Below are 23,037 nucleotides of genomic sequence, written 5' to 3' on the forward strand. Positions count from 1 at the left end.
GTGGCGGTGACGGTTCCGGTGGTGAGTGTTGTGGTGGTGAAGCAGGCTTGTCCGGTGCCGTCGAGGGGGACGGTTTGGTTGAGTCCGCCGGGTTCGGTGAAGGTGACGGTTCCGGTGGGTGTGCCGGTTCCGGGTGGGTTGGTGGTCACGGTGGCGCAGACGGTGACGGTCTCACCGCAGACCGAGGGATTCGGAGTCACCGTGACGGACGTGGTGGTGGCTGCTTCATTGACAGTGACGACCACGGTGCCGGTGGAGCCGGTGAAGCAGGGGTCCTCACCGTTGTAGGTGGCGGTGACGGTTCCCGCTGCGAGTGTTGTGGTGGTGAAGCAGGCTTGTCCGGTGCCGTCGAGGGGGACGGTTTGGTTGAGTCCGCCGGGCCCGGTGAAGGTGACCGTTCCCGTCGGTGTGCCGGTTCCGGGTGGGTTGGTGGTCACGGTGGCGCAGACGGTGACGGTCTCACCGCAGACCGACGGATTCGGCGTGGCCGTGACGGTTGTTGTGGTGGAGGCCTCGTTAACGGTCACGCCCACGGTGTCCGACGAACCCGTGACACAGGTGTCGCCGCCATAGGTGGCGGTGATGGTTCCCGCTGCGAGTGCGGTGGTGGTGAAGCAGGCTTGTCCGGTGCCGTCGAGGGGGACGGTTTGGTTGAGTCCGCCGGGTCCGGTGAAGGTCACCACACCCGTCGGTGTGCCGGACCCGGGGGGATTCGTCACCACGGTGGCGCAGACGGTGACCGTCTCGCCGCAGACCGATGGATCGGGAGTGGCGGTGACCGTGGTGGTCGAGGAGGCTTGGTTCACGGTGACGCCCACGGAGCCCACCGACCCCGTGAAGCAGGTGTCTTCGCCGTTGTAGGTGGCGGTGATGGTTCCGGTGGTGAGTGTTGTGGTGGTGAAGCAGGCTTGTCCGGTGCCGTCGAGGGCGACGGTCTGGTTGAGTCCGCCGGGTTCGGTGAAGGTGACGGTTCCGGTGGGTGTGCCGGATCCGGGCGGGGTGGCTGTGACGGTGGCGCAGACGGTGACCGTCTCGCCGCAGACGGACGGGTCCGGCGTCGCCGTGACGGCGGTCGTGGTGGCGGCCTCGTTCACGGTCACGCCCGCGGTGTTCGACGAACCCGTGAAACAGTCGTCACCGCCATAGGTGGCGGTGATGGTTCCGGTGGCCAGTGTTGTAGTGGTGAAGCAGGCTTGTCCGGTGCCGTCGACCGGCACGGTCTGGTTGAGTCCGCCGGGTCCGGTGAACGTGACGACTCCGGTGGGTGTGCCGGATCCGGGCGGCACTGCCGTCAGCGTGGCGCACACCGTCACCGTCTCACCGCACACTGACGGGTCGGGCGTCACGGTCACCGCTGTCGCCGACTGGGCCGGGGTCACGGTCTGGTTCAGCAACCCCGAGGTGGAGGCACTGAATTCGGAGTCTCCGGAATAGGCGGCGATCACCACGTGGTTGCCGACGCTCAGGTCGCTCACCGTGACTTGCGCCTGGCCAGTGCCGTCCACGGGCACGGTCAGGGCCGGTCCGTCGGCACTGATGATGAACGTCACCGTGCCGGTCGGCGTACCAGCGCCCGGCGGGACAGGGGTCACCTGCGCCGTGAAGGTGACCGGCTCACCGCAGACCGACGGGTTGGGGCTGCTGGTCAGCGTGGTGGTGGTCGCTGCAGGGTTGACCTGCTGGGTGTCAGTGTCCGAGGAAGGGTCGAGGTTCGCATCGCCGCTGTAGGTGGCCACGGCTGTGTGCGGTCCGGCACTCAGTGAGCTGGTGCTCAAGGTCGCCTGCCCGCCGCCGTCCAGCGCTACGGTCACGGGGGGGCCGCCGTCGATGACGAAGTCGACGGTACCGGTCGGGGTGAACACTGCGAGAGGGTCGGTCACGGTGGCGGTGAAGGTAACCGTCTGACCGACGACCGATGGGTCTGGTGCCGACGTCAATGTGGTGGTCGAAATGGCCATGGTGCGGCCCCTTTCGCGGGATCCATGGACGGAAGTGGGCAGCCCCCGGCCCCGGAGCAGTGGCAGCGTGGGGACGGAGGACGGCGCGCCTGTGGGCGCTGTGCACCGGTGGGGCGGCCGCCCCCCGATACGCAGGGAGTGGCACCCACCTGTCGATGTCAGCAGTAGGCAGCGCCGCAGCACCTTTGGGCCAGATGGATGGACGTAATGTCCCCCGGTTGGCGCAGCGCGTGGACGCGCAGAGAGCGCGTCGGCGCGGCGCCGTACTGCGCCCGAGCGCATCGCTCCACCGTCCGACTGCCGGTGGTGCAAGGCCGGGACGGCCCACCCGATGTACGCTGACGGGCTGTTACGGATACGACGCGGGTACGACGACGGTCCGAGGGCAGCACTCACCGTGACGGACGGTTCGTTCATCAATTCGGCCACGCGCCGCCTGAGCCTCTGCCCTGCGTGGCGGTTGCGCCCCCGGGTGTGGAACGGCCCCAGTGATCGGCGATCCGGCCGTGGCCATGGAGCCGTCCCCGCCGTCGGCGCTGGTCACAGCTGCATCCAACCGACGCACCAACCGCTTCCGGGCAGAGGAGCCGGTCATCCGGGGAGGGGCCCCGCGACTCTGCCGCTCCCGGACCTCGGTGAAGCCCTGAACGGACGCGGCGCCTCATGTCGCGCCGCGAGAGCACTCTCCGTGACCGGAAAAATTACAACAGCACACTTCCGGGCGGGACTTGGGTTCAGTCGTCCCTATGGAGCGCTGGGACAGGGCAGCGCGCCCCGTCCGTGCCCCCTCACCACCGCGCTGCTTCCGCACGCCCACCCTGCCGACCGTGGCGGCCATATGAGCAGGAACGAGTGGAGTGATCCGACGTCACCCTACGGACGAGAACTCCGCCTACGGCTTCCTCGGTCCGGTCGTCCGAGTGGGCTGCCCAGGGCGCATCGAGTCCGTGGCGTGGGACCGCGCCGGTGGGGCGCGGTGTGACAGCCGCAAACCCATGCCTCCGCCACGGTCGCGAGCCGAGACGCAACGACCGTCACAGGACGCAGGTTTGGCTTCGGCCGGACCTGGCGGTGGACGCCTGGTGCTTTGTCCCGAGCACCTCGGTGAACAGCCTTTCCCATTGGGGCCTGACACTGTCCATGGCATAGCGCTGCGCGGATTCGGCCGCCTGGGCCCCGATCGTCTTGCGCAGCCGTTCGTCCTCGATGAGACGCTCGAGGGCGCCGGCCAGAGCGGCGACGTCTCCGTCGGGTACGAGCAGCCCGTCCTCGCCGTCGGTGATGATCTCCCGTGGCCCCTGGGGGCAGTCGAAGCTGACGACGGGGACGCCGTGGCTCATCGCCTCGGCGAGCACCATGCCGAAGCCCTCGTGCCGTGAGCTCAGCGCGAACACGGAGGCTTTGGCCAGCTCCTCGTCCAGCCGTGTGGTCCGGCCCATCAGCAGGACGTTGTTGTACAGATGCCTGCGGTGGATGAGCCGGCGCAACCGGGTGAGCTCGGGCCCGGAGCCGAAAATCCGCAACTGCCAGTCCGGGTGGTCGTCCACGATGCGCCCGAAGGCCTTGATCAGCAGATCGAAGCCCTTCGCCTTCACCAGCCGCCCCGCCCCGACGACCAGCTTGCGGTCGAGTCCGGACGGCATCGGGCTGCCCTCGGTCAGGGGGTTGGGGATGCGCTCCACACGGACGTCCGAGCCCGCGAGCGCCGCGCGGTAGGCGCGCTCGTCGCCCTCGGTGAGTACGGTGACGGCGTCGAGATTGCGGTACCAGTGGTCGATCTGCCGGGCCAGGGCCGGTTTGTGACGGGCGTACTGCAGGTGCTCCTGCCCGACCCGTACGACATCGGCCGGGGCCAGGCGGGCGGCCAGCAGGTTCAGTGCGGGCCGGGTGGTGACCAGCACTCCGCCGTCCAGGGAGCGCAGATACCGGGTGAGGCGACGGTCGGTGAGCCGGTTGAACCGGTCGTGGCGGACCTCTTCGAGCGGCACCAGACGGCTGGGGGAACGCTGCATCAGCGCCTCGACGCTGCGCCGCCACGCCGGTGCGGCCTCACTGGTGTCGACGAGCGGCAGCAGCCGGATCCGCGGGTCGAGGGTGAACGCCGGTGTCTTCCGGTGCCGCCGGACGCTGACGATCTCCACATCGTGGCCGACGGCGGCGAGCCCGTTCGCCTGGTTGACGACGGTGCGCACCGTGCCGCCGACGGCGTAGGCGTTGAGCAGCAGGAAGCGGATCCTCATGCCGCCTCCCCGTGGCAGACCACCGAGAGGTTGTCCTTGATCGTGAAGTACGGCTCGACGCGTACGGACCGCTCGGTCTGCGCCGGGTAGGTGAAGATCTTCTTCTTGCCGCGGATGTCGTCCAGGTGCCGCCCCAGCCGCAGTTCCTCCGCGCGGTCGGCCGGAGCGAGATAGAGATCCCAGGTCTGCTCGGCCGGCGCCCGTACGGAGGCCAGATCGCGGACGGCCAGCCGGGCGTCGAATCTGCCGCCCCGGAGCACCGTCTCCGCCCGCACCTCGCCGTCGTCGTGACCGCGGATACGGGCGACGAGCGCGGCAGGGGCATCGGTGGAGTCACCCGGGACGAAGCCCACGACGCGGATCTGTCCGTCGCGCGGCCACACCTCTTCCACCTCGGCCTGTCCGGGCTCCTCCCCGGCACGGTCGTCCCGCGCTACCGGGGCCGGCTGGCTGTCCACGTCCCGTATCTCCTTCCCTGCGTTCGTCACTACGGCACACCGGGCCCCGCCCCCTACGGCATGCAGGAAGCGCTCACGTCGGAATGAGGTGAGTCCCCCGGACCCGTCTGCCCGTATGCCCGTATGGCGAACAGGGATGCCAGTGAGATGACTTCGGCGCCGGGATTGATGGCGTTTGTTGGAATTTGTGACGGCAGATGCCTATGGTGCCAAGGGGAAACCGCCCGCCGAAAACGATCCATGAGCGGTCGACGCGCTCACCAGCGGTCCGACGCGCTCGTAGAGGAGGCCGCGTGACACAAGGTGCGCCGACGGTGCAGGGCACTGCCCGCGACCCCTTCTTCGACAACGCGAAGCTCTTGGCCATTGTCCTGGTCGTCGCGGGACACGCGTGGCAACCCCTGAAGGACAGCCGTGCCGTCTGGGCGGGCTATCTGTTCGTCTACATGTTCCACATGCCGGTCTTCATTGTGATCTCCGGCTACTTCTCACGCACCTTCAGTTTCAGGCCACAGCAGGTCAAACGCCTGATCACCGGCGTCGCCGTGCCCTATATCGTCTTCGAGACGGCGTACACGCTCTACGGCAACGCCATGGACGACCGCGACAACGACATCAGTCTGCTGTCTCCCTGGTATCTGACATGGTTTCTGGCCGCGCTGTTCGTCTGGCGTCTCACGGCACCGCTGTGGCGCGTCATGCGCTGGTACACCGCCGTAGGGCTCTCCCTCGTCCTGGCGTTGACCGGCGCCGCGAACGAGCCGGGTCCGGTGCTCAACCTCGACCGCGTCCTGCAGTTCCTCCCGTTCTTCGTCCTCGGTCTGGTGATGCGCCCCGAGCACTGGCGGATGCTGGGGGCCCGATGGGTGCGGATCGCCGCGGTGCCGGTCATGGCCGCGGCGGCCGCCATGGCGTACTGGGTGAGGGGCCGGATGACCGCCGAGTGGGTCTTCCACAGCCGGGGGTGGGGCGAACTGCACGTCGCCTGGCCCGTCGGGGCGGCGATGACGCTCGCGCTGACGGCGTGTTCGCTGGTCATGGTGGCGGCCTTCCTGGCGTGGGTGCCACGGCACCGCACCTGGTTCACCGATCTCGGAGCGGGCACGCTCTGCGCGTATCTACTGCACGGCTTCTTCATCCGTACGGCGGCGTGGGAGGGCTGGTTCGACGGGGCGTTCTGGCACACCCCGACCGGCCAACTGGTCGTCACCGCACTGGGGACGGCCCTCGCCCTCGCGCTCACCTCGGCCCCGGTGCGCGATCTGCTGCGTCCGGTCATGGAGCCGCGCCTGGACTGGGTGTTCCACCGTAGGGAGCCGGCTGCGGAGGCTTCCCCGTCCGTCGGGGCGGCGGCGGCCGCCGCCCACCGTCAGCCGTCCCGGCCGAAGAGCATGACGCCGTAACGCCACGTCGCACTGCCCGCTGTTCGAGCTCGCGGCCCACGGGCAGACTCCCCCCTTGGGGCCGCCGCGAGGCGGTCGGCGGGTGCGGCGGCTCGTCCGGTGCCGTGTCGCGCCGCGTTCCGTAGGGGTTTGGCGGCGGGGCACCCGGGCACCCGCTCCGGACCCGAGACAGCGATGGAAAGGACGGCTGACGCATGTCCCGTAGCGGGTCGGTACGACGGTGGCGCCGGTGGCGCAAGGGGCCTGCCCTGCGGGTCCCCCCTGGTGCGGACGATGTGGAGAACGCCAGCCGCCGGTTTCTGCTGTACGGAGTGCTGCCGCTGTGGTTCGTACCGAGCGTGGCGGACTGGGTGATGCACCGCCGTTCGCGGATCGAGGAGACCAGCGGAGTCCGTGAGTCGGCGGTGCATGCGCTGATGATGACCGAGGCAGGCGTACCCGTGGTCGCCGGGCTGGTGGCGAAGATCAATCCCCTGGTGCTGTCCCTGATGGGAGGAGCCGCCGTCGCGCACGGCGCGACCGCGGTGTGGGATGTCACCCTGGCCACCCACGACCGGGAAGTCCGCCCCGTGGAGCAGCACATCCACAGCTTCCTCGAAGTACTGCCGCTGTCGGCCGCCGCTTTCACCGCGTGCCTGCACTGGGACAAGGTCCGCGAAGGCCTGGGGCGTCGCAAAGGCGGCCCGGACGATTGGAAGTTGGTCCCCAAGGAGCAGCCGCTTCCCGCCGCCTATCTGGCGTCGATCGGGGCAGCGGTGGGCACGTTCGTGGTGCTGCCCTATGCCGAGGAGATGATCCGTTGTCTGCGTGCCCGTCGGCGGGGGCGGCAGGATGACGAGCGGTAAGCCCGCGCTGCGTCCGGTCGTCTGGCGGCCGCCGCCCCGTCCCGCCCGGGCCGGAACCGGCGTCGGCCACGTTCCGATGCCCCCTTTGAGGCTGCTCCCGCTGGACGGCACCGGCCCTGAGCATGTGACCGTGGACGCCGCCGGGCGGCTGCTGACCGGCGTGGCCGATGGCCGTGTCCTGCGGGTGGAGGCCGCCACCGGACGCGTGGAGCAGGTGGCCGAAACGGGAGGCCGTCCGCTGGGGATGCATCCGCTTCCGGACGGCCGGCTGCTGGTGTGCGACGCCTACCGGGGGCTGCTACGGGTGGATACCGGCAGCGGAGCCGTCGAACCCCTGCTGACCGAGGTGTCGGGGGAGCCGCTGCGGCTGTGCAGCAATGTGGTCGTCGCCGGAGACGGCACGGTGTTCGTCAGTGAGTCCAGCCGCAGGTTCGATCTGCATCACTGGAAGGGGGACCTCCTCGAGCACTCCGGCACCGGCCGGGTCATCCGCTGTCCTCCCGGGGAGCCCGCAGAGGTCGTCCTGGACGGTCTGCAGTTCGCCAACGGTGTCGCCCTGGCGCCGGACGAGTCCTTCCTGACCGTGGCGGAATCCGGGGCCTACCGTCTGACGCGGCTCTGGCTGACCGGCCCACGTGCCGGCCTCAGCGACGTCCTCGCGGACAACCTCCCCGGCTTCCCGGACAACCTGACCACCAACAGCAGTGGCTTGATCTGGGTGGCGATGGCCGGGCCGCGCGACCCCGCGGTGGACCTGATGCACCGCAGCCACCCTGCTCTGCGGCGGGCTGTCTGGGCCCTGCCGTCGAGACTCCTCCCCGACGCACGCCGCACCGCGTGGGCTCTGGCTGTCGACGCGCGGGGCACCGTGGTGCACGACCTGCGGCGGCGGGCGGCCAACTACCGTATGGTGACGAGCGCTTACGAGCGCGAGGGGCAGCTCTTCCTGGGCAGTCTCGTCGAGAAGGCCATCGCGGTGGCCGAACTGCCCGGCAGGTGACGACGAGGGAGCCGGTGCGCGCGACCGTACGCCGCCGGTCCGTGCCTCGGCGGCCGGGTAGTGGGGAGGCTGCCACGTGGTGGAGGCCGTTCTGGCACCACCGACCGGCTGCCCGGGGCGATGCCTTCCGTCAGACGGGCCCCCTGGGCGCTTGACCGGGTTTCTCCTGTGGTGCGGCTACCGCGCCGGAGCCCTGCGGCACCCGTGTTGCTGATGCGGTGAAAGGGACGTCACGGGCGGCGTCACCTCTTGGCAACGTCTATGTCGGTGCCTGGATCTCCCTGAGGCATTCGGTGTAATCCCAGTTCCACTCCAGGCAGAGAGTCATTCGCGGCACCATGTCGTCACGGTCGACGAACTCCGTCATGATGCAACCGTCCTCGATCCGGGACAGCCCGCACTGGCGCTCGAAGCTGATGCCCATCTCGCTTTCGAGCGCCAGGCTTGACAGGGCGTACTTCTCCTTTGCCTCGGGATACTGTGCGAACACCGCTTTGATCGCGTCGAAGAAAGCGGTGTCCACCTGAGGTCCGTATGCTCGCTCAGTCTTCACGGGTGCCTCCTGACGTCCGGTGAACCCGGCGCGGGGAGCGTGCGGCATCACCGGCTTGGCAGTTGCGTTCCTCCGCCCCATGGTCCCGTGCTGGTTCCCTTCCCGCCAGTGGAAAGCTCTCAGGCCGTCCCTTGGTCCTTTCAGGAGGCGGGCGATATGGGTACGCGGTTCCACTGGCATCCTCGGGCGGGCGAGGCCGATGATGAGCCCGCCCTGGACCGACCTCCGTACCGGTGTTCCTGGCCCTGGAACGTGTGCACGGTGCCGTTTCCGCAGAATGCGTTGTACTCTCTCACGCCTTCTCCGACAAACGGCGGGCGCGGGGTGCCTCGGGACGGAGTGCTTGAACGGACGTGCGTCCTTCGCGGGCGATCAGCGAAAAGGGGTGGCCCGCGGGATCGGAGTAGATCCGCACATCGCGCGGACCCGTATTGTCCTTGGTGTCCAACGGTCGTGCGCCGAGGTCGACGGCCTCGCGTTCCGCTTCATCCATGTCGCGCTGCGCGACCAGCACATGGATATGGGCCTGCTGCGAATCGTCCGGACGGGGCCAACTCGGCGGTGCGAAACCGTGGTCGCGCCGGATCGCCAGGTGAACACCGCTGTGACCGATCACTTCGATGAAGTCGGGGTCGGCGCCGACCCGTAGCTGCGCGTCGAGCAGCCGTGCGTAGAACTCCGCCAGCGCCTGGTGCTCGGCGCAGTCCAGCACCAGAACGATCGTCTTCTCCACAGTCACGCGCTTCCCCTCTCCGGCCCCCGGCCCAACGGTCGCACCCCCGGTCGCCCCTTTCGAGCAGCCGGTCACGCTTCCACACGGGCGTCTACCCGGGGACGCACGGAGCACGCCGATGCGCGCTGTCGTCGCCCCGAACCGTGTGCGAGGAAGCCGCCGCCCCGAGCGGCCATCGTCAAGCGCGCTCGAGGACGGGCGCGGGGAACGCGTCGGAACTCTCCGAGCCGGTGACCGAAAGCCACACGCCAACACCGGCGTCCTGGCCCGGTCCTGGGCGGGGCGGTGGAGGGGGACGCGACCGCCGCCCCGTTCGCGATGCTGGGCGCGGTCTTCCTCAGGGCTTCACCGCCGCCGTAGGGATCGCCGTCGCGCTGGTCGGCGGCTTTCCATACGGAAGGAACCCTCTCGCCCAGTTCCTGCGCTTCTTCCTCTTCGGGCAGGGGGAGGTCGCCCCGGTCACCCGTGAAGTGCTCCGCGAGGCGGAGCCCGACCGCGACCGCCGTCCCCGTGTCCACGTCGGCCGACCGCCCTACGGACGCGTGAAGGGAGCGCCGTGATCCCCGTGTGTCTGCGCTGAGGACGGGCACCCGGGGCCCATGGCCAGTTCCCCGGAGAACGTGTCCGCGGACGAACGCAGAGCCCTGCGCCCGTCCCCCCGGCCGTCTCCGCAGAGCTTTCGTCCCATGCTGGCCACCCTCACCGCCGACTACTTCTCCGACCAGGGGTGGCTTTTCGAGCGCAAGCTCGACGGCCAGAGGTGCCTCGCCTTCCACGATGCCGACCGGACGGAGCTGGCCTCCAGGAGCGGCCAGTCACTGTCCGGTACCTATCCCGAGATCCGCGAGGCGCTGGCCCGCCTCGCGCACACGGACTGTGTCGTGGACGGGGAAGTGGTCGCCTTCGAGGGCAATCGCACGAGCTTCGCCCGGCTGCAGCAGCGCATGGGGATCCAGAACGCCGCAGCCGCCCGGGCCACCGGGGTCGCCGTCGTGTACTACGTGTTCGACCTGGTGTGGCTCGACGGGTACGACCTCACCTCGCTGCCCCTGCGCACCCGTAAGTCCCTGCTCCGCCACTCCCTGACCTACTCCAGTCCGGTGCGGTTCACCACCCACCGCAACACAACGGGTGAGGCCTTCCTCCGCCATGCCTGCGCCCGAGGCTGGGAGGGCCTGATAGCGAAGCGGGCCGCGAGCCGCTATGTCCAGCGCCGCTCACGGGACTGGCTGAAGTTCACGTGCGCTCAGGCGCAGGAGATGGTGATCGGTGGATTCACCGAACCGGCAGGCAGCCGCGTCGGCTTCGGCGCGCTGCTCGTCGGGTACTACGAGGACGGGCAGCTGCGCTACGCGGGCAAGGTGGGCACCGGCTACGACAGCCGTACGCTCACGGAGCTGCGCAAACGTTTGGACGAGCTGGCGACCGACCGGCAGCCCTTCCACGGCAGCCCGGTCCGCGAACGCGGGGCGCACTGGGTACGCCCGGAACTGGTCGCGGAGATCGCCTTCACGGAGTGGACGAACGACGGCAAGCTCCGTCACCCCCGGTTCCAGGGCCTGCGGACCGACAAGCCTGCCCGACAGGTGGTGCGGGAACGGCCCGAGGGGAGCGGCTGAGCCGCGTCAGGGGCGGGAGTGGCTGCCGTCGGCACTGGTCCTCCGGCCGCGCGGCGGGATCGCCTGGTGGGCGATCCCGGGGAGCCCGTTTCCCGGCGGCGCCGGGGTACGAGAAGTCGGCGACGCCGGGCTACGAGAAGGGGCCGGAGTCAGAGGTCGACGTGGGCGCGGACGCACTTGCCCCCGGCTCGTTGGTCGACCTCGAGGCGCCGGCAGAGAGCAAGGACGATTTCCAGGCCGTGCCGGCCGATGCGGTCGGCGTCGTGCGGGAGCGCGGCGGGCAGGGCGGTTCCGGTGTCCGACACAGTGATCTGCAGGCTGTCGCCGTCGATCTCCAGATCCAGCAGGCAGGGGCCGGGGGCGTGCTTGAGCGCATTGGTGACCAGTTCGCTCACCACCAGCCGTGCGATACCGATGGAGTGGGCCGTGATGTCGGCACCACCGGCGCCTTGAGCGTGAGCGAGGAAACCGGCGGCGAGATCGCGCGCCGCGGCAATGGTGCCGGGGCGGCCGTCGTAGGTCGCGCTGGTGTACAGCGACTGCGCTCGGCCCTGCTCGCTGGGCGAAATGACCTGGGGCACCGGGCACCTTCCTTCCGCGCCTGTTCCTGTGCGTGTGTCCGGTCCCTCGGCGGTGCCGGTGATCGTGACACCCGCATACCCGGCCGACTGGGGTTTACGCCACATTCATCTGGGTGCGTTTCCGGCCGCGCCCGCGCCCGCGCAAGGCCGCAGGGACGGCTGACCCGCCGCAGGACGTGACGGATCGGCCACGGTCGGAAACCGCTTCACGTCTCCCCTGCTGTCGGCATGACGGCATGGACGGCAAGATCGCGCTGTCGGCATGGTCGCCGGTGGCCGCGTGACCACAGCGCGGCACTCCTGGGCGTCCGGGCAGGGTGAGGCCCCGGCCGGGACCCGCCGGCCGTACCCGGAGCCGGCCGCCGTGGCGGGGTCAGGCCGAGAGGGCCTGCTCATCGCAGTCGGCGCCCGGTGCGCAGGCGGCAGCCGGCCCGTCCAGGGGCACCTCCAGCGCGGCGGCCGACGCAGACGCCTGCTCGGACCTCAAGCGGCGCTCTCTGTGCGACCGTTGGCGTCTCCGGCTCACGGTTGCCGTCCTCGTCGCGAGGCCCTCGCCGCCGGTTCCCTGCCGTCACTCGACGCGCCGCTTTCTCTGTGGTGTCCCGGAGAATCCTCCGGGGATGAGCCGTGCAATTCCGGTGAAGAGAAGCCGCATTCAATTTGAAGATCACCATGCTAATCTCGAAGCGCTGAACCGCACGCTGAAACGTGCTGCTGAGTCACGGGGGGACCGATGCTTCAGTTACGTGACCGTCTCGGCCCGGCGAGCGGAACGCGTGAGGCGAATCGCAAACGCATTCTGCTCGACATCATGATCAAGCCCGACACCCAGGCCAATCTGGCCCGACGCACCCTGCTCGCCCAGGGAACGGTCTCGAACGCGGTGCGCGAGTTGGACGAGAAGGGTTTCGTCGACGTCGACAAGAACGGCCGCAGAGGAACCGGGCGCGGCGGCATGGTCCGTCTTCCCGCCACCCGCAATGTCGCGGTCGGGGTCCACCTCGGCTTCAACCACGCGATGGTCGTCGCCCGGCGGGTCGACCACGCACGCAGCGAGACCCGCGTGGAACGCATCGACGGCGGCGCCAATCGCGGCATGGACGAGATCGTGCCCGCGCTCAAACGCGCAATCGAGGAGGCGGTCGTCAAGACCGGTCTGAACCTCGAGGACGTCGTCTCGCTGGGCCTCGGCGTGCCCCGGATGGTCGAGCCCCGGTCCGGCACGTTCACCAGCCCGGTGCTGCCGCCGTGGAGCGAGGGCGACGACCCGTCGAGGGAGCTGGGGGAGTGGCTGGGCATACGGGCGGCGCTCGACAACGACGCCAACCTGGGGGCACTGGCCGAGCAGACGTACGCCACGGACAGCCACACCGAGACCGTCGTCTACATCAAGGCGTCGACGGGTGTCGGATCGGGCCTGGTCATCGCGAGCAACCTGGTCCGCGGCCATCGGGGGATCGCCGGTGAGATCGGACATGTGGTTCTCGAGCCCCACGGCCGGGTGTGCCGGTGCGGCGGGCGCGGCTGCCTGGAAACGCTCATCGGTGCCGACGCCCTCGTCCGCGAGGTCCGGGAAGCCCTGGCCGGGAGTGCCGTGGACATGCCGAATTCCTTGGCGTCCCTGATCGAGCGGGCCCATGCCAAGGACGTGGTGTGCGAGCGCGTGGTGCGGGACGCGGGCCGTACGCTCGGGCGGGCCCTCGCCCATCTGTGCAATCTGTTGAACCCGGAACTGATCGTGGTGGGTGGCCAGCTCGCCGCCGCGGAGTCGCTGCTCCTGGACCCCTGCAAGGAGGCTTTGCAGCGGTACGCGTTGAGCGCCGCGGTGGACCCGGACCACGGCTTCACGGTGAGGCGCTGTTCGCTGCGCCAGTTCGCCGAGGCACAGGGCGCTCTGGTGCTGGGACTCAAGGCGCTCGAAGGCATCGACGACACAACGGACGAGACCGTCTGAAGCCCCGTTGCGACGGCATGATGCCCCAGCGGCTTTCCTCACCGGAATTCCCGTCGACTTGAACGCTCAATGCGGCGGGAAACGGTCGCGGTCTTCAAAATGACGGGTCTGTGCCAACAATATCCCGCCGCGGTGCCGCGGGTCCTCGGCCGTACGCTTCCCCTGTTTGGACAACCGCCGTCCCCTCCTGCCATCGTGAGCGGCCGACATCGCCGGATCGGCCGACCGGGAACAGGTGTTTCCCGTTAAAGTCGAGTGCCACGTGACGCTGTCACCCGTGTTCGGCCAACCGACCCGCGGGCGCCTCCCGAGCCCCGACTCAAGGTGGAAACATGATTCTGTCGCGAAACACCGAAGCCTCCCTCAGTGGATCATCCGCATCCGGTCGATCTTCCGAATCCGGCTCCACCGCGTCAGATGAATTCCACGACGGCGATTACGAAGCTCCGATGGTGGCCGATCTCGGTGATGTACGCCAGGTGACGCTCGGAAGCTCCAGCAGCGGCAACGCCGACGCCAACTCGCAGTACTACTGGTAAGGCGGGGACATGTCCCACCGACCGCGGCCGGGGCGATGACCGCTGCACGCCCCGCCGGGACGATGAGGGCCCGCGCACCCGAACTCGGCGGTGCCTGGCCGGCCCCGGCCGGTGCCCGCCCGCCCGTACGGGACACGGCGGCGCTGCTGGACGGCATCCCTCACGCGGCCCTGTGGACGCGGGGGGAGTGGCGGGAGGGCGAGCTGCGCTTCGTACGGTGCGCGGCCGGTACTGTCCTGACCCTGGGTCAGTGTCTGGCGAGCGAGGCGCAGTTCGCCGAGGACGCCGCGCGGGCCCTGGCCGCCGACCGGCTGCCGTCGCTGACCCGGTGGCCGGGCAGCTATCTCTGCCTCGTCATGCGCCCGGACGACCTGACGGTGTTCGCGGACCTCGCCGGGCAGTACCCGCTCCACTACCGGCAGACCGGGGGGCGCACCTACTTCGGCACCCGGCCCGTGTCGGTCGCCAACGCGTCGGGCGGCCCGCGCCGCCCGGACCCGACGGCCCTCGCGGCACGGATCTTCTGCCCGGACGTACCCCTCCTCGCCGGGGAGCGCTCCGTCCTCGCGGGGGTCCGGCGGCTGGGCGGGGGACAGGCGCTGCGGATCGCCGCCGACGGCACCTACCGGCAGTGGACCTACGACCCGCTGCTCCCCGAGGGGAACGCGACCTTCACCGATGCCGCCGATGCCCTGGGAGCGGCGCTCGACACGGCCGTACGGCTGCGCGCCGCGCGTGGTGGACGGCTCACCGCCGACCTCAGCGGCGGCCTGGATTCCACCTCGGTGGCTTTTCTGGCGTTACGTCACACCAGCGCGCCGTTACCGGTCTTCACCTATCACCGGGAGGGGACCTCGTGCGACGACCTGGACTACGCGGAGCGGTACGCCCGGCTCGACGAGCGGCTGGCTCTCGAAGTCGTCCGCGGCACTTCCGGGACACTGACCTACCAGGGCCTGACCTGTCAGGGCCGGAGCGGGGAGGGCCGCGGAGGTGAGCCGGACCCGGCTGCCGTGGCATGGGCGCGGACCCGGCTGCGTCTGGAGCGTGTCGCGCGGCACGGCGGCGGTGTCCACCTCGGCGGCGAGGGAGGGGACGCGCTGCTGGTGGCGCCACCCGCCCATCTGGCCGACCTGGTCCGCGCGGGCAGCCTCCGACGGCTGTGTCGCGACGGGCGCACTCTGGCACGCTCGCGCCACACCTCGCCGTTGAAGGTCCTGACGCACACAGTGGAACTGTCGCGCACCCCGATGGCCACGGAGTTCCGGCAGCTGGCGGAGCGCCTCGAGCACTCCCAGGACCCGCAGTCACACGACCCCACATGGCTGGACGCGGTGGGTTGGTGGTGCCGGCCCGGTCCCGAGAGCGGATGGCTGACTGCCGCCATGCGCCGGGAGCTGGCGCGACAGGCGCGTGCCCGGGCCGATGAGCCGACCGGTGCGGCCGGGCCGGGACCGGGTGACCGCGGTGCGCTGGGGGAGCTGCGCAACTCCGCCGCCGTACAACGCCAACTCTCCGAAGGAGCACGGGAGTTCGGTGTCTGGCCGCAGGCGCCCTTCCTGGACGGCGATGTCATCCGGGCCTGTCTGCGCCTGCCGGCGCACCGCCGCTCGGCCCCGCCCGCGGTCAAACCGCTGCTCGCCGCGGCGCTGGAGGGAAGAGTTCCCGCTTCCGTGCTCAGCCGCCGGACCAAGGGGGACTACACCGACGAGGACTACCGGGGAGCGCGGGCGGCCTCCGGCACGCTGCGCGGTCTGCTGGGCACTTCCCGGCTGGCCGAACTCGGCGTCATCGAACCCGACGCCGTTACCGCCTCCCTCGACCGGGCCCTGATGGGGCTACGAGCGCCGTTGCCGGCGCTCAACCGCCTTCTGGGAGTGGAGCTGTGGCTGCGGAGCACACCGTGGGACTGACACCGGGGAGAACTTTCATGACCGTCCGTATCCGCATTCCCGAGCATGTGCACGCCAGCGATGCCCCTCACGGCGGGACGGTGCTGCTCAACGCCCGTTCGGGCCAGTGGTACGCGATGAATCGCACCGCCCGTGCGCTGTGGGACGAGTGGCACCGAACAGGCGACTTCGACATGGCCGTGCACTCCGTAACGAGCCGCTTTCCGCAGGCCGGGGAGGAGCGGGTGCGTGCGGACGCGGAGAGACTCGCGGACGACCTGGTGGAACGAGGCCTGGTGACGGTCGAACGGAGCCCGGGGGGAGAGGAACGAGACCTGGGGGCAGTCGAACGAGGGCTGGTGGCCCTCGACGACCCGGCGGTGGAGGGCGGGCGGAGCGGGAGGGGCGCACGCAAGGGGCCGAACAGGCGGAAGGAGGAGCGGAGTGACGCGGCGGAAGCCGGAACGTCCTCGGCACCCGGCTGGCGACACAGGACCGCCGGGGCGATCGGGCTCGGCGTGGCACTGTGTCTGCTCCATCTCCCCTTCCGTCTCACACTCCGCGTGCTGCCGGTACTCAAACGGCGATGGTGCCGACGTACGGCCACCGCGCGACAGGCGCACTCGGTATTCGAGGCCGTACTGCATGCGGGCCGCCGGTATCCGGGCCGTGTCGCTTGTCTGGAGCACTCCCTGGGGGCGGTTCTCGGACTCGCGCTCGCCGGTCTCAGCGCCGACTGGTGCATCGGGAGCGCCGACGATCCGTACCGGTTCCATGCGTGGCTGGAGACGGGGGGCCGGCCGGTGACGTCTGCCGATGACACCGAGCGGGGTCCGTTCCGGCGGGTATTGGCCGTATGACGACGCCCAATCGAGGGCTGTGTACGTTCCCGGAACGCCTGGCGGCCGCAAAATGAAGGCCAGTTATCGGTCCCGTACGGGCCCCGTCTTCAATTTCTCAGGAAGTCCTGGTGTTGTCTTTGAGGGAACCGTCCTGTGGCGACGGTGTGGCGTAAAGTGGATGACTCGCTTCAAATTGCCGTAGCGCGGCGCGTCGGCCCGATTCCTACCGATCGGTTTCACAAAAAGAATTGAGGCGAGACCGTTTTCGAACGGATGGACAGCCGCTATGCTCAACACAGAGGCTCCACCGCGCAGTAGTGGAGTCCGCACAGCCCGAGAGGGCCGCCCGGCCCCACCGGACGACCCTCCCGAAACCTGAACTACCTGATCAGCGCCTCGATCAGGCTCGGATCAACACTGCCACGCACTGCGAGCAGAAGCACCACGACCACGATGACGATCACCTGGATGCGCCTCCAGGGCACCAGTACGGTGCCCTGGGCGGTCACCCGGAATTTCACGTTCACGTTCCACCTCCTTCCGGTGGGCGCGAAGACCGTAAACTCTCCCGGGCGCAGGAAGGGAGAGGGGGAGACCATCCGCTTGTGAGGATATTCGCAAGCAGCTCCTCGGCGGTCTTGTGAGGGACGCCTGAACCCAGTTTCCGCCGCAATTCGTCCGATGGCAAGGCGCGTTCTCTGTCGCGGATCTTCAGGCGGAAAGTCTCAGCGCGTCAAAAAGCCTGCCCCGTTGCCGAGTCGTCTGCAAATTGTCTTTCCCGCTGCCCCGATGCGGAGTGCGGGAAGGAAAATTGTCGATGGGGAGGCGACGGGCACCGGATCGGCGGGATCGCAACTCGCCACGCGCCAGCGGCCCGGTCCCGCAGAACGCGTCGGGCCGTGCTGAGCTTGCTCCATGCCACTTCCGCACCATCGGCATCGGATCGAACGGTGCACGGCCCCGGTCCCCCTGCGGAGGCGCCCAATTGACGGTGAGGGGACGGCGAAGGAAGGAACAGCGCCGCCCCGAAAGAATCTTGGCGAGTATCTGCCTGACCGCCGACTCGGCACGGTCCGCGTGGTCGCCGTAAGCCCGCGGCCGCCGCGTCTCGGGCGGCAGCTCCGCCCGGCCGGCCGCGGCGGCTTCGATCGCCCACGACCGACGCGGAGCGCGCCTCGGGCGGCGGCCATGGTGCTCTGCTCACATGACCGGCGCCTGGGTGCCGAGCATGTTCCCCTCGCTGTCACGGAACCAGGCGCCGCGTGCACCCCGTGCTCGGGTATTTCCCCTCGTTCTCGACGATCCGTTCCTCGTTCGCCCACCGCCAGCAGTCCCGGCAGCTCGACCTCCTCGAACAGCACGCCGTGCCGTCGGAGTTCCGACACGACCGTCTCGATGGCGTCGACCTCCCACGCCGTCTGCATGAAGGTGCCGGGAGAGGCTCCCGCCGATCGGAACAGGACGAACTCCACGCCCCCGGACCGATACAGCAACCCGCCGGACCGTTCATCGACGGGCTCGGACCGAGCTGCTCGGAGCCGAACGCCGCGGCCGGTCCCGGTCCTGGGCGGGAGGCGTGGTCATCGCGCGTGCCCGGGCCAGAAGGTTCCTGTCGTCCGCGTTCATGTCCTTACTGTGCCGTAGGCAGTGGCCGCGGTGGCGCAGGCAACAGGCGCGTGCCACGGCGGTGGCGTCAGCGGTGTCGTACGGTGCGGATCTCGTCGGCCAGGGCGCCGGGCGGACGCCCGCCCCCCGAAGCGAGCCTCAGCGAGCGTGTTCGGCCGGTGGGCCGGTGGGCCGCCGCCCGTCCGGGACAGTCCGGGACACCGGTCCGCACCGTCCGTCCGGCCCACCGGCCGTCCGGCTTGCCGCCCCCCGTGATGGCAAGCCGGACGCGGGCGCACCCGGAAGCAGTGCACGCCGGGACCGGGAGAGGACCGGCCGAGCGATGCGGCCATTGCCATGGACCCGGCCGAGCGACGCGGCCGTCCCTCGCCATGGACCGCCCGAGGGACGCAGCCACCCTCCCGCTGCACCCCAGCCCCCCTCACAACCCCACAGCCAAGGAGACGCAGGGGCGGGGCGAGCCGCTCATCAGGCGACGTCGATCCAGGGGCTGCCGATGATGGAGCCGCTGTTACAGCGCAGGCTGGTGGGGGTGGTGGTCCTCTTCCAGGCCGACCACTTCCAGTCCCCGTCGGTGCACCTGATGCCCAGCCGCCACATGCCGCCGCCGGACATGTCGCTGCATGCTCCCCGTCCGAAGGACGGACTGGTCTTCTCGGTCCAGCAGCCGGCAGGCCTGGCCTGAGCGGGGACGGTCATGACGCCCAGGGCGAGCGCGGTTCCAAGACCCGTACTGATGAGGGCATGACGAAGACGCATGGAAGCCTCCAGAGGATTGAGTCCGAGGTGGAGGGCGATCGATCGGAAGCGCCGACCGGCCCGGCACACACCCTGTGGCGGCGGATCGCGCCGTCGCAAGGGAAGGCCGGTGTCCCGGACAAGGCCGCACGCCTGACCAGCACTGTCCGGACGGGCCCGGACAGACTGGCTGCCGACCCGCCGGCCACGCGTCGCCCCTCGACGGCGGCGCCCACCGCCGTCGGCGGGGGGTGTCAGGCTTCGGCGGTGGCGAGAACCGTGTCCGCGGGGGCGGGACCCGTGATCGGCGGTACGGCGGTGTCCGCGGTGCGGACCAGACGGGCGCCCTCCGGACCGTACGCGGCGCGCGGCTCCGGGAAGAGGGCGAGCAGGGCCAGGAACAGCACGGCGGCGACGGCCAGGGACAGCGGAAGGCTGATGTCGACGCCGCCCGCGAGGTTCCCGAGCGGACCGACGAACTGGCCGGGGATGTTGGTGAAGAGCACGCCGGTCACGGCGGCGACCCACCAGGCGGTCAACCCGCGCCAGTTCCAGCCGTGGGCGAACCAGTAGCGGCCGCCGCGCTGCCGGCGGTTGAAGACCTGCAAAGCCTCGGGGTCGTACCAGCCGCGGCGGGTGAGGTAGCCCAGCATCATCACGACCATCCACGGCGTGGTGCAGGTGATGATCACCGTGGCGAAGGTGGAGATGCTCTGCACCAGGTTCAGCCAGAAACGGCCGATGAAGATGAAGATGATGGACAGGACGCCCACCATGATCGTCGCCTGCACCCGGGAGAGCCGCGGGAAGACGGAGGAGAAGTCCAGCCCGGTGCCGTAGAGGGAGGTGGTGCCGGTGGCCATGCCGCCGATCAGGGCCAGCAGACAGACCGGCAGGAAGTACCAGCCGGGGGAGACGGCCAGCAGCCCGCCGACGAAGTCGGGGGGTGTGAGCGGGGATGTAGCGGGACCAGTCGCCGAGGAACGCGCCGAAGGAGACCGGATTGGACAGGACGATCAGCGCGGCGCCGATGAAGGACGGCCAGAAGGAGCGCCTGGGTCGCGGGCGCGGCGGACGCGGTGTAGGTGCCCGCGTACGACGGGTCGAAATCGCCGGCGAAAGCGATCCCGCCGAACCGCGGTCTCCTCCTCGGCCCACCTCGGCGTGCACGGCCGTGTGGTGGGCTCGTTCCTCTCGCTGCTCACCGCGGTGGCGTTCTTCTCCCTCTCGGTGTGGAGTTCGGGCGACGCCCTGGTCGGGGGTGCCCACCGGCTGTTCGGGCTGTCCGGTACGGCAGTCTCCTACGCCGTCGCCTACGCGCTGTTCGCCGTCCTGGTGCTGGTGGTGTGCGTCTACGGCTTCCGCTTCATGCTCTTCATCAACAAGATCGCTGTCACGGCCGCCACGGCGCTCTTCCTGCTAGTTGGTGCCGTTGGCCGGTCCGAAGACGGCCATCGGACACAGGATCAGCGCCCCGACGACCACCCCGAGCACGGTCGCGGCCAGCCCCTGCCAGAAGGACAGGCCGAACAGGATCGGGAACGCGCCCAGGACGCAGGTGGAGAACGTGTTGGCGCCGCCGAAGGCGACCCGGAACAGGTCGAAGGGCGTGGCGGTGCGGTCGGCGTCGGGGATCCTCTCCACGCCGTAGGGCTCCACCTCGGTCAGCGGCGGTGGGGCGGGAGTCGGGTTCTCGGCCAAAGGGGGCTCCTCGGGGGATGCCGGTACGGGCAGGGGCACATCACGGCGGGCGGTACGTGCGCCGCGTCGGGCGCGAGGTCGGCCGGGGCTCCGGCAAGGGCGCGGCGCCGCAGGGGGGAGCGGCACCGCGCCCGGTCCGGGGGTGGTGGGGACGGTATTGCGTACGGGTCGGCATGACCAGATGCGTGATCATCCATTTTTCGGGGTGCGGATGTACGTTCCGTTCATCTGCCGGGGGCGGGCCGCGCCCGGGCAGGCACGTGTGGCGGGCGGAGCCGGGGGAACCCCGTCCCTCGTGGCAGTACGTGAGAGCTACGCGGTCGCGGCATCCGGCCAGTGGGTGGACGAGGAGGACGGTGTCCGACGTCCCGCCGGCGAGGTGCACGCATGGGAGCGGGGCCGGAACCAGACGGTGTGCGGGCTCGCCCTCAGCCGGTCACAACTCGTCCGGTTCCCCCACGTCGTGTGGTCCGACGCCCTCCCCGAGTCCGGGGGCGCGGCCGACCGTGTCCAGCGGGTGTGCCGGCGGTGCGCCTCGGTGGCGGGCCGGAGGGGAACCGACGCACGCCCCGCGTGGCGGCGTACCGACCCCCGTCCCTGACGTTTCCCCGCTCTCTCATGGTCCTGGTGATCGTTGTGCAGGGGCTTTCTTCGCAGACCAATCCAAATGTCTTTCTGCTCCGTATTGGTAATCAGTGATCCTCTGGATCGTGGAGCGGTACCGGTTGTGACGGACCGTGTCCACGGCGGCACGCCGCATCCATGAGGGCTCCGGACAGGAGCATCGAAGTCCACCACCGTGCCGGAGAATTCCGATGACAACGCTCCAGCAGCCTGAGACCACGCCTGAGACCACCACCCATCCGCATGTCGACACCGAACTGCCGGGACCGCGCTCCTCGGAACTCCTCGAGCGGCAACGGCGCCATGAGTCGAACGCGAGGGTCTATCCGAGGCATCTGCCCATCGCGATAGCGGAGGGCTTCGGCAGCTTCGTGCGCGACCTGGACGGCAACGTCTTCATCGACTTCCTCAATGGCGCCGGTGTGCTCTCGCTGGGGCACAACCACCCGGAATTGGTCGCCGCGGTCACCGATCAGCTCACCACGTTCACCCACGGTCTCGATTTCCCCACCCCGGCGAAGGACGCGTTCACCGAGGCCCAGCTCTCCATGCTGCCGCCCGGCCTCCGGAGCAGGATGAAACTCCATTTCTGCGGGCCGACCGGCGCCAACGCGGTCGAGGCCGCCACCAAGCTCTGCAAGACCGCGACCGGACGGGGCGACATCATCTCGTTCCAGGGCGGCTTCCACGGCGGCACCCACGCGGCGATGGCGCTCAGCGGCACGGTGGCGCAGAAGGAGCCCGTCGCCAACGGAGTCCCCGGCGTCCACTTCTTCCCGTACTCCTACTGCAGCCGATGCCCGGTCGGCCTCAGCCTGGACACGTGTGCGACCAACTGCGTCGGCTACCTCGAACACTCGCTGACCGACAGCCTGGCGGGGATCCCCCTTCCCGCGGCGGTCGTCCTCGAACTGGTGCAGGGCGAGGGCGGCGTCGTGCCCGCACAGCCCGACTTCGTGCGGCGGGTGCGCGCTCTCACCCGTGACCTGGACATTCCTCTGGTGGTGGATGAGGTCCAGACCGGCGGCGGACGTACCGGAACCTGGTTCGCCTTCGAGCAGTACGGCATCGAGCCCGATGTCATCGTCGCGTCGAAGGCGCTCAGCGGAGTCGGTGCCCCGGTCGCGCTCATCCTCTACGACGAGCGGCTGGACGTCTGGGCTCCCGGCGCGCACACCGGAACCTTCCGCGGTAACCAGCTGGCGTTCGCCTCCGGGACCGAGGCCATCCGTATCTTCCGCCGCGACGACGTACTGGGCAACGTCCGGCGGCGCGGCGAGCAGATCGAGGCCCGGCTCAAGGAGCTGAAGGACGAGCCCTGGGTGCGTGAGGTACGCGGTCGCGGCCTGATGTGGGGTGTCGAGCTCGCGGATCCGCACAGCGGCCGGCCCGCCGGCCCACTTGCCCTCGAGGTGCAGGCCCGCGCGTTGCGGCATGGGCTGATCGTCGAGCTCGGCGGCCGCGACGACTGTGTCGTCCGGATGCTCCCGCCCCTCAATGTGACCGCCGACGTCGTCGACACCGCCTGCTCGATCCTCATCGCCGACATCGTGGAGTGCTCTCCCACGACACCGTCGTCCACTCCGGCGGCCGGGCGGCCCCCCGCCCGCCCGACCGTGGCGCCGTCCACCACGACGACCGCTCAGGAGGCCGCGCTCGGCGACGCCGGACCCGGCCGGGGGCACACGGCACCCGGTGGGGTGAGCCCGCTTCCGGATTCCCCCTGAGGCG

18 protein-coding genes and 1 pseudogene are annotated in these 23,037 nt (G+C 69.9%); 10 read left to right on the plus strand and 9 right to left on the minus strand.

Annotation, left to right across the window (positions count from 1 at the left end):
• The 3 genes from ACTWQE_RS21935 to ACTWQE_RS21945 all read right to left on the minus strand — a co-directional run.
• On the minus strand, positions 1–1,958 hold a 1,958-nt coding region (locus ACTWQE_RS21935; protein ID WP_443330721.1), incomplete at its 3' end, for an Ig-like domain-containing protein.
• 1,034 nt (positions 1,959–2,992) lie between these two features.
• On the minus strand, positions 2,993–4,198 hold the full coding sequence (locus tag ACTWQE_RS21940) for a glycosyltransferase family 4 protein (protein ID WP_443330722.1): 1,206 nt from the start codon (positions 4,196–4,198) through the stop codon (positions 2,993–2,995).
• Positions 4,195–4,656 carry a hypothetical protein gene (locus tag ACTWQE_RS21945; RefSeq protein WP_443330723.1) on the minus strand — a complete coding sequence of 154 codons (462 nt, stop codon included), beginning with the start codon at positions 4,654–4,656 and terminating at the stop codon, positions 4,195–4,197. Before ACTWQE_RS21945 ends, ACTWQE_RS21940 begins: the two co-directional genes overlap by 4 nt.
• A 293-nt stretch (positions 4,657–4,949) precedes the next feature.
• Here ACTWQE_RS21945 and ACTWQE_RS21950 point away from each other — a divergent pair, with 293 nt between their 5' ends.
• The 3 genes from ACTWQE_RS21950 (at position 4,950) to ACTWQE_RS21960 (ending at position 7,904) form a co-directional block, all read left to right on the plus strand.
• Entirely contained in the window at positions 4,950–6,059 is a 1,110-nt protein-coding gene (locus ACTWQE_RS21950) for an acyltransferase family protein (RefSeq protein ID WP_443330724.1), read from the plus strand.
• A 194-nt stretch (positions 6,060–6,253) separates the two neighbouring features.
• Positions 6,254–6,904 carry a diguanylate cyclase gene (locus ACTWQE_RS21955; RefSeq protein WP_443330725.1) on the plus strand — a complete coding sequence of 217 codons (651 nt, stop codon included), beginning with the start codon at positions 6,254–6,256 and terminating at the stop codon, positions 6,902–6,904.
• Positions 6,891–7,904, plus strand: coding sequence for an SMP-30/gluconolactonase/LRE family protein (locus ACTWQE_RS21960; protein ID WP_443330726.1), 1,014 nt, complete (start codon positions 6,891–6,893; stop codon positions 7,902–7,904). Before ACTWQE_RS21955 ends, ACTWQE_RS21960 begins: the two co-directional genes overlap by 14 nt.
• A gap of 259 nt (positions 7,905–8,163) precedes the next feature.
• Here the strand turns inward: ACTWQE_RS21960 and ACTWQE_RS21965 are convergent, their stop codons facing one another.
• Both ACTWQE_RS21965 and ACTWQE_RS21970 read right to left on the minus strand, forming a co-directional pair.
• A complete protein-coding gene (locus ACTWQE_RS21965) occupies positions 8,164–8,427 on the minus strand; it encodes a hypothetical protein (RefSeq protein ID WP_443330727.1) in 264 nt (87 codons plus the stop codon).
• 322 nt (positions 8,428–8,749) lie between these two features.
• On the minus strand, positions 8,750–9,196 hold the full coding sequence (locus tag ACTWQE_RS21970; RefSeq protein ID WP_443330728.1) for a VOC family protein: 447 nt from the start codon (positions 9,194–9,196) through the stop codon (positions 8,750–8,752).
• A gap of 680 nt (positions 9,197–9,876) precedes the next feature.
• Here ACTWQE_RS21970 and ligD point away from each other — a divergent pair.
• Complete coding sequence (gene ligD, locus ACTWQE_RS21975) at positions 9,877–10,809, plus strand: non-homologous end-joining DNA ligase (protein WP_443330729.1); 933 nt, start codon at positions 9,877–9,879, stop codon at positions 10,807–10,809.
• A 149-nt stretch (positions 10,810–10,958) separates the two neighbouring features.
• Here the strand turns inward: ligD and ACTWQE_RS21980 are convergent, their stop codons facing one another.
• Positions 10,959–11,390, minus strand: a complete 432-nt coding sequence (locus ACTWQE_RS21980; protein WP_443330730.1) for an ATP-binding protein — start codon at positions 11,388–11,390, stop codon at positions 10,959–10,961.
• Between the two features lie 733 nt (positions 11,391–12,123).
• Between ACTWQE_RS21980 and ACTWQE_RS21985 the strand changes: the two genes are divergently transcribed.
• The 4 genes from ACTWQE_RS21985 to ACTWQE_RS22000 all read left to right on the plus strand — a co-directional run bounded on the left by ACTWQE_RS21985 (position 12,124) and on the right by ACTWQE_RS22000 (position 16,635).
• Positions 12,124–13,344 (plus strand): ROK family transcriptional regulator, encoded by a 1,221-nt coding sequence (locus tag ACTWQE_RS21985; RefSeq protein WP_443330731.1) that lies wholly within the window; start codon positions 12,124–12,126, stop codon positions 13,342–13,344.
• A gap of 332 nt (positions 13,345–13,676) precedes the next feature.
• Positions 13,677–13,883, plus strand: a complete 207-nt coding sequence (locus ACTWQE_RS21990; protein WP_443330732.1) for a lasso RiPP family leader peptide-containing protein — start codon at positions 13,677–13,679, stop codon at positions 13,881–13,883.
• Positions 13,884–13,918: 35 nt separating this feature from the next.
• Positions 13,919–15,796 (plus strand): albusnodin/ikarugamycin family macrolactam cyclase, encoded by a 1,878-nt coding sequence (locus ACTWQE_RS21995; RefSeq protein ID WP_443330733.1) that lies wholly within the window; start codon positions 13,919–13,921, stop codon positions 15,794–15,796.
• A 17-nt stretch (positions 15,797–15,813) separates the two neighbouring features.
• The gene (locus ACTWQE_RS22000; protein ID WP_443330734.1) at positions 15,814–16,635 is read left to right on the plus strand and encodes a lasso peptide biosynthesis B2 protein; all 822 of its coding nucleotides are present in this window, start codon (positions 15,814–15,816) and stop codon (positions 16,633–16,635) included.
• Positions 16,636–16,997: 362 nt separating this feature from the next.
• On the opposite strand, the gene ACTWQE_RS22005 is transcribed toward ACTWQE_RS22000, so the two are convergent.
• The 3 genes and pseudogenes from ACTWQE_RS22005 to ACTWQE_RS22015 form a co-directional block, all read right to left on the minus strand.
• Positions 16,998–17,144, minus strand: coding sequence for a hypothetical protein (locus ACTWQE_RS22005; protein WP_443330735.1), 147 nt, complete (start codon positions 17,142–17,144; stop codon positions 16,998–17,000).
• Positions 17,145–18,711: 1,567 nt separating this feature from the next.
• Positions 18,712–19,002 (minus strand): hypothetical protein, encoded by a 291-nt coding sequence (locus tag ACTWQE_RS22010; RefSeq protein ID WP_443330736.1) that lies wholly within the window; start codon positions 19,000–19,002, stop codon positions 18,712–18,714.
• Between the two features lie 233 nt (positions 19,003–19,235).
• A pseudogene (locus tag ACTWQE_RS22015) lies at positions 19,236–20,682 on the minus strand (purine-cytosine permease family protein).
• A 295-nt stretch (positions 20,683–20,977) separates the two neighbouring features.
• Here ACTWQE_RS22015 and ACTWQE_RS22020 point away from each other — a divergent pair.
• Both ACTWQE_RS22020 and ACTWQE_RS22025 read left to right on the plus strand, forming a co-directional pair.
• On the plus strand, positions 20,978–21,283 hold the full coding sequence (locus ACTWQE_RS22020) for a hypothetical protein (RefSeq protein ID WP_443330737.1): 306 nt from the start codon (positions 20,978–20,980) through the stop codon (positions 21,281–21,283).
• Between the two features lie 214 nt (positions 21,284–21,497).
• On the plus strand, positions 21,498–23,033 hold the full coding sequence (locus ACTWQE_RS22025; RefSeq protein ID WP_443330738.1) for an aspartate aminotransferase family protein: 1,536 nt from the start codon (positions 21,498–21,500) through the stop codon (positions 23,031–23,033).
• Positions 23,034–23,037: the final 4 nt, after the last annotated feature.

The sequence above is a fragment of the Streptomyces sp. 8N706 genome (assembly GCF_052245415.1).
Taxonomy (GTDB): domain Bacteria; phylum Actinomycetota; class Actinomycetes; order Streptomycetales; family Streptomycetaceae; genus Streptomyces.

Excerpts from the sequence above, each read along its gene's own strand:
- ACTWQE_RS21940 (WP_443330722.1), bottom strand. The coding sequence starts at position 4,198 with ATGAGGATCCGCTTCCTGCTGCTCAACGCCTACGCCGTCGGCGGCACG.
- ACTWQE_RS21955 (WP_443330725.1), top strand. The coding sequence starts at position 6,254 with ATGTCCCGTAGCGGGTCGGTACGACGGTGGCGCCGGTGGCGCAAGGGG.
- ACTWQE_RS21960 (WP_443330726.1), top strand. The coding sequence starts at position 6,891 with ATGACGAGCGGTAAGCCCGCGCTGCGTCCGGTCGTCTGGCGGCCGCCG.
- ligD (WP_443330729.1), top strand. The coding sequence starts at position 9,877 with ATGCTGGCCACCCTCACCGCCGACTACTTCTCCGACCAGGGGTGGCTT.
- ACTWQE_RS21985 (WP_443330731.1), top strand. The coding sequence starts at position 12,124 with ATGCTTCAGTTACGTGACCGTCTCGGCCCGGCGAGCGGAACGCGTGAG.
- ACTWQE_RS21990 (WP_443330732.1), top strand. The coding sequence starts at position 13,677 with ATGATTCTGTCGCGAAACACCGAAGCCTCCCTCAGTGGATCATCCGCA.
- ACTWQE_RS21995 (WP_443330733.1), top strand. The coding sequence starts at position 13,919 with ATGACCGCTGCACGCCCCGCCGGGACGATGAGGGCCCGCGCACCCGAA.
- ACTWQE_RS22000 (WP_443330734.1), top strand. The coding sequence starts at position 15,814 with ATGACCGTCCGTATCCGCATTCCCGAGCATGTGCACGCCAGCGATGCC.
- ACTWQE_RS22010 (WP_443330736.1), bottom strand. The coding sequence starts at position 19,002 with ATGCGTCTTCGTCATGCCCTCATCAGTACGGGTCTTGGAACCGCGCTC.
- ACTWQE_RS22025 (WP_443330738.1), top strand. The coding sequence starts at position 21,498 with ATGACAACGCTCCAGCAGCCTGAGACCACGCCTGAGACCACCACCCAT.